Here is an 8,916-nt window from a genome sequence, read left to right as displayed (position 1 = left end):
ATTGACATTTAGTCAGACTGTAACAGCAACCGCGAATGTTGAGTCACGGACGGTTGGCTTCATGGTCAGTGCTGAGTTGTTCCCTGTTCAGCCAGGTTCCTGTGGCGAATTAAACGGCGGCGCTCCAGCGGGAGGAAGAGTTCGAAGCACGTGCCCTGGCCGATTTGGGACGAGACACTCACCTTTCCCATGTGGCTGTCCATGATGCGTTTGAGAATGGCCAGGTCGATGCCGGCGCTGCGCGGCTTGGTGCTGAAGAAGGGTTGGAAGATTGAGGCGAGAGCCGTCTCCGGGATGCCGGGGCCGGTGTCCTGGACGCTGAAGACGTACCATGGTTCGCGGGTGACGCCCGTAACCCGGATCTCGCCTCCGTCATGGAGCACGTCCGCGGCGTTTTCCACGAGGATGGACAGCGTTCTTGAGATCAGGTTTTGGTCCATGAGCAGGTTCACGGGTTCCACCTCGATTACGCAGTGCACCCCGGAGGCCCGAAGTTCGTCGGAAAAGGATGAGACGCCCATCTCCACCACCAGTTCCGTTGGCGCGGAAAAGAAGGCTGGCTTGGGCGGGTTGGTGAAGAAATCGATCTTGCGGACGATGTTTTCGATTTTTTTCAGATTGTCCAGAATGCACTGATAGTAGGTGTCGTCTTGGTCAGTGGTCTTGCAGGACGTGTACATTTTGCGCAGGTATCCGCCGATAATCAGCAAGGGATTACGGATTTCATGGCCCACACCGTTGGCCACCCGGAGCAGATCCTGGTAGCCGATCTCCTGAAGGAGCTTTTCCATTTGCTTCTTGTGATCAATGTCCAGGATATGGGCCAGAAGCAGACAACCACGGGAATGGTCGTATTTGCGCAAATGGAGCATGGCCATGAATCGGGTACCGCTGCGGCGAAGCAGCATGGCCTGTTCGTCCACGTTTCCTTTTTCTTCGACCAGGTGGAGCAGGTTTGCGTACAGGATATCCTGGTCTTCGGGAGTGAAGAGTATGCTTAGCGGTTTGCCGGACATGCTTTGCGCCCCGTGGCCGAACATGGCCTCGGCCCCGGGGTTGGCGACGAGAATAGTCCCGTCGGGTTCGCAGACCAAAAGGGCCTGGGGCAAGGACGTCAGCAGGTCGCGCAGGAAGTGCGGGCAGTCGATCCGGTCCGAGGGAAACCGCGTCATGAAGCCTCCTGGTGGGAAAACAAGTCGAGAGAACCATCCCTCCGGGATCAGAGCAAGAGTGGATGCCGTATTCACCACTCTAGCAGGAAAACCGGCTGGTTCCAAGGGTGTTGCCCTGAAGAGACGATTGTTGCTATGTCATGAAACGGAGTAACTACTCAGCACATCCGGTGCATGATCATTCTCCATCACTGGATTTCGGCTTTCGCCGGTAATGACGTATCTGGGCAAGCCTTTCCCACGTTAGTCATGCCGGCGAAGGCCGGCGCTATCGATATCCAGGTCTTTTTCTGGCCCTGCTGAGTAGCTACGAACAGATTCGTAAAACCAAATCAAACTCGTGATTGCAAGGAGGACGTTATGAAGGAAATACACGCTAAAGCGCGTACGCTGATGAAGGGATACTGCCGGGTCTGTCCGGTGTGCGACGGTCGGGTTTGCGCCGGAGAGGTGCCGGGGATGGGCGGCCTGGGAACGGGCTCATCTTTTAAGGACAATATCCGGGCCTTGGCGGAAATCCAGTTCAACATGCGCTGCCTGCACGACGTGGTTACTCCAGATCTGTCCGTTTCTCTGCTGGGGTTTGATCTGTCCCTGCCCGTGCTGGCCGCGCCCATCGGCGGGGTTTCCTTCAACATGGGAGGAGGCATGCCTGAAGATGAGTATATCCTGGCCAAGCTGACGGCCTGCGTGGAGGCCGGGACCGTGGGCTGCACCGGGGACGGCGTGCCGGACTTTATCCATGAAAGCGGGTTCGCGGCGGTCAAAGCCCTGGACGGCAAGGGCATTCCGTTTATCAAGCCTTGGGAGGACCAGGAGCTGTTCACCAAGTTGGACAAGGCCCTGGGCGCCGGGGCCGAGGTGGTGGGGGTGGATGTGGACGCCGCCGGGTTGGTTACTTTGCGCAAGATGGGCCGGCCCGTGGCCCCCAAGCCCGTGTCCGAGTTGGCGGCGGTGATTCGGCGGACCAAGGCCAAGTTCGTGGTCAAGGGGGTGATGACGCCGGACGAGGCCAAGCTGTGCGTGGATGCCGGAGCCGCTGGAATCGTGGTCTCCAACCATGGAGGACGGGTCCTGGACGGAACGCCTGGCACGGCCAGGGTGCTGCGCGAGGTGGCCGATGCGGTCCGCGGTCAGATCGCCGTACTGGCCGATGGCGGAGTGCGCTCCGGCGCGGATGTCCTGCGGATGCTGGCCCTGGGCGCGGACGCGGTGATGATCGGGCGGCCCTTCTCCGTGGCCGTGCTGGGCGGCGGCAAGGAAGGGGCGGCGCAGTACCTGGAAAAAATCCGCCAGGAGCTGACCCAGTGCATGGTCCTGACCGGCACGGCCTCGGTTCGCGAGGTGGATTCGCGGATTATTCGGGGATTGTAGGGGCGGGCCTATGTGCCCGCCCTTTTCTCCGGCGATATGAATCATCTCCAAATTTTGGGCCCGTTCACAAAAAGCGAAACGGCCGGAACCTCCAGGTTTTACAAGGGGGACCGGCCGTTTTTCCGTGAGAGGCGAAAATGGGTGATCATTTTGGCGGGAATCAAGAATGCGGTAGGGCGGGTAGGGGCACGGCGCGTCGTGCCCCTACGTCTTAGGTCGGCTCGTCAGGCCGCTTCTTCCACGTCCTTGACGATGGCCAGTTCCTCGGCGGAGAAAATTTTATCGATGTTCAAAATAATGATGAACTGTTCTCCGTTTTTGCCCATGCCTTCGATAAACTCGGTCTTGATCCGCGTACCCAAGCGCGGGGCCGGTTCGATCTGATCCGGCTCCAGGTTGAAGACTTCCTGGACCGAGTCGGCCAGGGCTCCCAGGATGGTGGACTCACCGTCCACGTCCACTTCTACAATGATGATGCAGGTGTTCACGGACTGTTCGGTCTTGGTCATCCCGAACTTCAGGCGCATATCCACCACGGGCACGGCCCGTCCCCGGACGTTGATCACCCCCCGCAAAAAGTCCGGGGTCCGCGGCACACGGGTAATGTCGGTATACTCCAGCACCTCCCGGACCTTGGCGATGTCCATGGCATAGAGTTCCTTGTCCAAGGTGAAGGTCAGGTATTGGTTCAGCGTTGCGATTGGTTTTTCGGTCATGCTGGGTTCCTCCGAATGAAGGGAACGGGGTTCACAAATTCACCGGTTCAGCAGGTTGCATGAGGCAACCGTGAACCGTTGAACCGTGAACTCCGAAACCACGATCTAAAACTTCTCAAACTCGTCGTCATCCTTGCCCATGTCCAGGGCGAGTCCTTGCCCTTTGAGGGTCTGCTTGGCCGCGGGAACGGGCGCAGTGGATCTGGATCCACTGCCAAGCAGATTGCTGACGGGTTTGCGGGTCTTTTGAACCCGACGCATGGCCCCGGACTCACTGCCCATCTTGAAAAAAGCCATGGTGGCCTGGAGTTCCTCGGCCTGGCTGGAGAGTTCCTCGGAGGTGGAGGCCATTTCCTCGGCCGCCGAGGCGTTTTGCTGGATGACCTGGTCCAGTTGCTGGATGGCCTTGTTGATCTGCTCCACGCCGATGCTCTGCTCCCGGCTGGCCGCATTGATCTCCTGGATCAGTTCCGCCGTGCGCTGGATGTCCGGGACGATCTTGACCAGCATTTCCCCGGCCTGCTCGGCCACCTGGACGCTGGACTTGGACAGCTCGCTGATCTCCGTGGCCGCGCTGCCGCTGCGCTCGGCCAGCTTGCGCACCTCCGCGGCCACCACGGCGAAGCCTTTGCCCGCGTCTCCGGCCCGGGCCGCCTCGATGGCCGCGTTCAGAGCCAGCAGATTGGTTTGTCGGGCGATTTCTTCAATGATGGAAATCTTCTCCGCGATCTGCTTCATGGCCGTCACGGTATGGGATACGGCCTCGCCGCCTTCCTGGGCATCCTTGGCCGCCTGCAGGGCGATCTTTTCGGTCTGGGCCGCGTTGTCCGCGTTCTGCTTGATGTTCGCGGTCATCTCTTCCATGCTGGAGGAGACTTCTTCCACGGATGCCGCCTGTTCCGTGGCTCCTTGGGACATCTGTTCCGCTGATGCGGACAGCTCCTCGCTGCCGGAGGCCACGTTTTCCGAAGCCGACTTGACCTCGCTCACGATCTCCCGGAGTTTGGCTTGCATCTCTTGCATGGCCTTGCCCAGAACGCCGATTTCGTCCTTCTGATTCACGTCCAGATGAGCGTCCAGGTCGCCATCGGAGAGGTCCTCAGAGAAGCGCACGCCCCGGCTGACCGGGCCGGTGATGGCCTTGGTCAGGATGATGCCCAGGGCCATGGACAGGATTACGCCGATGACGATCCCGGCGATGGCCACTGTCTGGGCCATCGCCGCATCTGTTTCGGCTTCAGAAACGGCTTCAGCTGCATAAAGTTGGTTGAGTTCCAATATTTCTCGCATCAGCCTTTCGACTTGTCCTTGATACTCAACAACAGTGACCATGGCATGCCGGGTCATGTCATTATACAATGTTTCGATTTCATTCGCCACGGCCAGCAATTCATCGAACCGGGTGAAGGTCTCCTCGGCCATGGGCAAGGTTTCTTGGAGCAGTATCCGGTTGGCGGCCGCGCTGTTCTCGTCCGATATCGCTGTTTTTATCCTGCTGATGGAGACATGGAAAGGGTTGTGAGAGGTAGGCATTCGTCTCAATATATCCAACAGCCTGGGGTTTTCGGTCCTGAATCCTGCAAGCCAGCGTCCGAAATTGCAGGCCTCGGGGTTGTCCCCGCCTTCGAACTGTTCTCCACGGGTGATCAGGGCGTAAATTTGGCCCACGAGGGCATGATGATCACCACGAAATTGTTCTAGATTTGCTCGCAGTTCCGTCGGATTGTTGATGCCGAAAGCTTGCAGTTCACGTGCCATTTCCCAGAATGTATTGTTCGCATCACGCCATGTAGCAACAACGGCATTCAATTGCCGCCATAAGGCTGATTCCTCGTCCGTTGTCGGCAAAGCTTCATATATTTCAACGTATTGGGCATACCTTGAACGCGCTTGGTTAAATCCTTCAAATTGTCGTTTGGTGTCTTCAGCGCTCAGCCCTGGAATCAGCACGGTCCTTTGGGCCACGCTCAGAGTCACCAACTCCCTTTCAATGTTTAACAATGCCTCCGCGCTGGGCAACCGTACGCTCCCGACCTCTTCGATATGCCCGGTCAGGTTGCGGGCTTCCCACCAGCCGAAAAGGCCGACCGCGAAGACGATCAACGCCACGGCGGCGAATCCGCCGACGAGCTTCACACCAAGACGAATATTTTTCATAGTCCTCCCCCTCAATTGCGATTGATGACCAAAGAGTCGGTGCCCCAGGCATACCGGTTCATTTAACCGTTATCGACCATAAGTGAAAAAGGTTTATCCATGTATCCCCATGACCGGGCGTTTTGTACTTTTCGGCGTAAATATCTTGAGTGATATATTCGTGCAAGCACTTCATTTTCAGCCGAAATTCGAACCACTAGGGTTGCTGACATCGAGTCGGACTTGCGATAGATGCCAAATGGCGATCATAAAAAGTTTAAGGCGGTTTGAGAATGTTGTTTTGGTTGTCCCTCGCATTGGATATCAGCGGTTGGATCGTGCGGCTGACCATGATCCCGGTGGTGGCCATGCGCCAACGCAACGCCGCGACGTGTCTGGCCTGGCTGGCGGTGATCTTCGTTATGCCCTGGCTGGGACTGATCGCCTACGTGTTTTTGGGCGAGCAGAGCTTGGGATTTTTGCGAGTGCGCAAGCGCATGGAGCGGCACAAGTCTTTTGACGCCGTCCATCGTCACCATGCCGTCCTCCCTGAAGTGGACGACGTTCGGGTCCGGCGGGATCATGAGATTCTGATTCAGCTGGCCGAGCGCCACGGCGGGCTGCCGCTTCTGGGAGGAAACCGGGTGGATCTGCTGGCGGACATCGACGACGTGGTTCGGCGTCTGGTCGCGGATATCGACCAGGCCCGAGAGCATGTCCACTTGCTGTTTTACATTTTTAGAGATGATGCCATGGGCCGGAAGGTTGGCGAGGCTCTGATCCGGGCGGCGAAGCGCGGCGTGCGCTGTCGATTGTTGGCGGATATGGTCGGGTCCAGGGGGATGTTCAGCGGCCTAGGGGCAAAGCTCCAGGAGAGCGGGGTCCAGGTGGTGGCGGGCTTGACGGCCAATCCGCTCCGGATGCGCCTGGCCCGGCTGGACATCCGAAACCATCGCAAGCTCGCTGTGATTGATGGCTCCGTCGCCTATGCCGGGTCCCAGAACATCGTGGAGCCGGTCTTCGGCCATCGCAAGGCCGGAGCTTGGCACGACGTGATGGTCCGGATCGTCGGACCCAGCACGCGGCAATTGCAGTCCGTGTTCGTGGAGGATTGGTACCAGGAGACCGGCGAGGCCTTGGACAGCGGGTCACTCTATCCGCCGGTCCTGGAAGAAGGCGAAGTTGCGCTGCAAATCGTGCCCACCGGTCCGGATCTGCCCACCGAAGGATTCCAGGATTTGTTGATCCAGGCCATCCATTCGGCCCGGCGCAAGGTGGTGATCACGTCCCCCTACTTCATTCCCAACGAAGGAATGCTTACCGCGCTCCGCCTAGCCGTGGGGCGCGGAGTGGTGGTGGACCTGATCCTGCCCCGACGCAGCGACCATCCCATGGTGGACCTTGCCAGTTACCATTATTGCGGCGTCTTGTTGGAGCACGGCGCGAACATTTTTTTGTTCGACGACGGGATGCTGCATGCCAAACTGCTGCGTGTGGACGACTCCATGGCCATGATCGGCTCGGCTAATTTCGACATCCGTTCGTTTTACCTGAACCTGGAAGTGGTTCTTTTTCTCTTCGACCAGGAATTCCTGTACACGGTCCGTCAACTGCAAAGCCAGTACCGGTCCCGCTCCCAAAAAATCGACCCTCAAACCTGGAACCGCCGCCCCTTCTCCCGTCGCCTTTTGGAAGCCATGGCCAAGGTGTTCAGTCCGTTGTTGTAGGCCGAGCGCTTTTATGGACTTGTTCATTCCGTGCGGTTTCCACAGAGGGCCGTGTGGCACCTTGCTTTATCTCCCTGAAGGGGAGAAATCGTAGAGCCGGTGGTTTCAACCACCGGGAGATGAAAATTAAAGGGCTTGAGTCCTGGAAGGACGACATTTTTTCGGCATGAAATGTCGTCCTTCCAGGACTCAAGCCCTTTATATCCCCCAACCCGGTGGTTGAAACCACCGGCTATACGATCAAATCCCTTCAGGATTGCTGAAACCTCCTCGGTAAAACGTAGTCAACGATTACCATTTGCGGAGTTCCAGATTTTGAATACTGAACATCCTGAAGCTTCCTCGGACGGTAAAAAACGAAGTTTGGCTGTAGCGTTTTCATGCCGTATTTTGCTTGACGGCCAGCCGTTTTTGGCTTTTGAGTACTGCTTTTTCCACATGCAACCATAATTAACGCGCCATGTCGGCTTGGCATGGGCAAGAAGAGGGAAGGGCCGTCGTGAACATTGTGCGTCGTTTGTACGATTGGGTGTTGAGTTGGGCCGCGACTCCGTATGGGGCAGCGGCTCTTTTCGTGTTGGCGTTTTTCGAGTCCTCGTTTTTCCCCATTCCACCTGACCCGCTGCTGATCGCCCTGATTCTCGGGGCCCGGGCCAAGGCGTTCCGGTTTGCCGCGGTCTGTTCCGTCGCTTCAGTCAGCGGGGCCTTGCTGGGGTACGCCATCGGCCACTATTCCTGGTGGACTCTCAGCGGTGAATTTACCGCTCTGGCTCAGTTCTTTTTCAATACCGTTCCGGGATTCACTGTGGAAAAGTTCGCCATGGTTCAGGGGCTGTTCGAGACCTGGAATTTCTGGATCATTTTCACAGCCGGGTTCACGCCCTTGCCTTACAAGGTGTTCACCATCGCCGGCGGGGCCTTCGACATCTCCCTGGTTCCCTTCATCCTGGCTTCCCTGGTGGGCCGCTCGGCCCGGTTTTTCCTGGTGGCTTGGCTGATCTGGCGTTTCGGAGCGCAGATCACCACGTTCATCGACAAGTATTTCAATTTGCTGGCGGTGTTGTTCACGGTGCTGCTGGTCGGCGGGTTCGTGGTGCTGAAGATGGTGTAGTTCTGTATTTGCGCTCAACATGACACGAGTAGTCAGGGCATGCTCAGGGTCGAAATCGAAATCGGTATCGAAATCGTTCCAGGATATGCATGACTTTTACGATTTCGATCTCGATTGCGATTTCGATCTCGATTCCAGGTCCCGAGTTGACCCAACGATGCTTGAAAGCAAGTACAAAATAAGTACAGGAGTCAGGAGGAAAGGTCATGGAGAAGGTCAAGGGATATATCAACGCCAATGATCGGCTGGCCCGATTTCTGGGGATCGAGATCGTGGACATCGGGCCGGGGACGGCCACGGCCAGGATGACCCTGGCTGATGAGCATACCAATAGTCTGGGCATGGCCCATGGCGGGACCTTGTTCACCCTGGCGGACCTGGCCTTTGCCGCGGCTTGCAACTCCCACGGCAACGTGGCTTTGGGGGTGCAGGTGAGCATTCATTATCACCGGCCCGTTTCTTCCGGCGTCCTGACCGCCGTGGCCAGGGAGCTGACTCAGGGCGGAAGAATGGCCAGCTATCTGGTGGAAGTTCGCGATGAGGCCGCCAATCTGGTGGCCTCGTTTCAGGGGCTGGCTTACCGGAAGAAGGAACCGCTTCCTTGCTGAACCATCCCAAGGGCGGAACGGTCCCGCCTCCTCCTCCGAAAAAGATCAGCTTCGATCCCACCGCCTCGCCCA

At 57.7% G+C, this 8,916-nt stretch carries 7 protein-coding genes; 4 read left to right on the top strand and 3 right to left on the bottom strand.

Going from position 1 to position 8,916, the window contains the following annotated elements:
- Nucleotides 1-65: 65 nt before the first annotated feature.
- Nucleotides 66-1,172, bottom strand: a complete 1,107-nt coding sequence (locus GY33_RS0118680) for a two-component system sensor histidine kinase NtrB (RefSeq protein WP_031388783.1) — start codon at nt 1,170-1,172, stop codon at nt 66-68.
- 360 nt (nt 1,173-1,532) lie between these two features.
- On the opposite strand from GY33_RS0118680, the gene GY33_RS0118670 reads away from it, so the two are divergent.
- Nucleotides 1,533-2,546 (top strand): alpha-hydroxy-acid oxidizing protein, encoded by a 1,014-nt coding sequence (locus GY33_RS0118670; protein WP_031388782.1) that lies wholly within the window; start codon nt 1,533-1,535, stop codon nt 2,544-2,546.
- Between the two features lie 224 nt (nt 2,547-2,770).
- Here GY33_RS0118670 and GY33_RS0118665 read toward each other — a convergent pair whose 3' ends face one another.
- Nucleotides 2,771-3,262: a chemotaxis protein CheW gene (locus GY33_RS0118665; protein WP_031388781.1), complete on the bottom strand. Its 492-nt coding sequence runs from the start codon at nt 3,260-3,262 to the stop codon at nt 2,771-2,773.
- A 105-nt stretch (nt 3,263-3,367) separates the two neighbouring features.
- Nucleotides 3,368-5,419 carry a methyl-accepting chemotaxis protein gene (locus GY33_RS0118660; RefSeq protein ID WP_031388780.1) on the bottom strand — a complete coding sequence of 684 codons (2,052 nt, stop codon included), beginning with the start codon at nt 5,417-5,419 and terminating at the stop codon, nt 3,368-3,370.
- A 272-nt stretch (nt 5,420-5,691) separates the two neighbouring features.
- Here GY33_RS0118660 and cls point away from each other — a divergent pair, with 272 nt between their 5' ends.
- From cls to GY33_RS0118645, 3 genes are all read left to right on the top strand, one after another.
- Entirely contained in the window at nt 5,692-7,125 is a 1,434-nt protein-coding gene (gene cls, locus GY33_RS0118655; RefSeq protein WP_035272705.1) for a cardiolipin synthase, read from the top strand.
- A 499-nt stretch (nt 7,126-7,624) separates the two neighbouring features.
- Nucleotides 7,625-8,236 carry a YqaA family protein gene (locus tag GY33_RS0118650; protein ID WP_031388778.1) on the top strand — a complete coding sequence of 204 codons (612 nt, stop codon included), beginning with the start codon at nt 7,625-7,627 and terminating at the stop codon, nt 8,234-8,236.
- A 206-nt stretch (nt 8,237-8,442) separates the two neighbouring features.
- Nucleotides 8,443-8,844 carry a PaaI family thioesterase gene (locus GY33_RS0118645; protein WP_031388777.1) on the top strand — a complete coding sequence of 134 codons (402 nt, stop codon included), beginning with the start codon at nt 8,443-8,445 and terminating at the stop codon, nt 8,842-8,844.
- The last annotated feature ends 72 nt before the right edge of the window (nt 8,845-8,916 follow it).

Source organism: Desulfonatronum thiodismutans (assembly GCF_000717475.1).
GTDB classification, from domain to species: domain Bacteria; phylum Desulfobacterota; class Desulfovibrionia; order Desulfovibrionales; family Desulfonatronaceae; genus Desulfonatronum; species Desulfonatronum thiodismutans.
The sequence above is the reverse complement of the archived record's forward strand: the minus strand, read 5'-3'. Positions and strand labels throughout refer to the sequence as shown.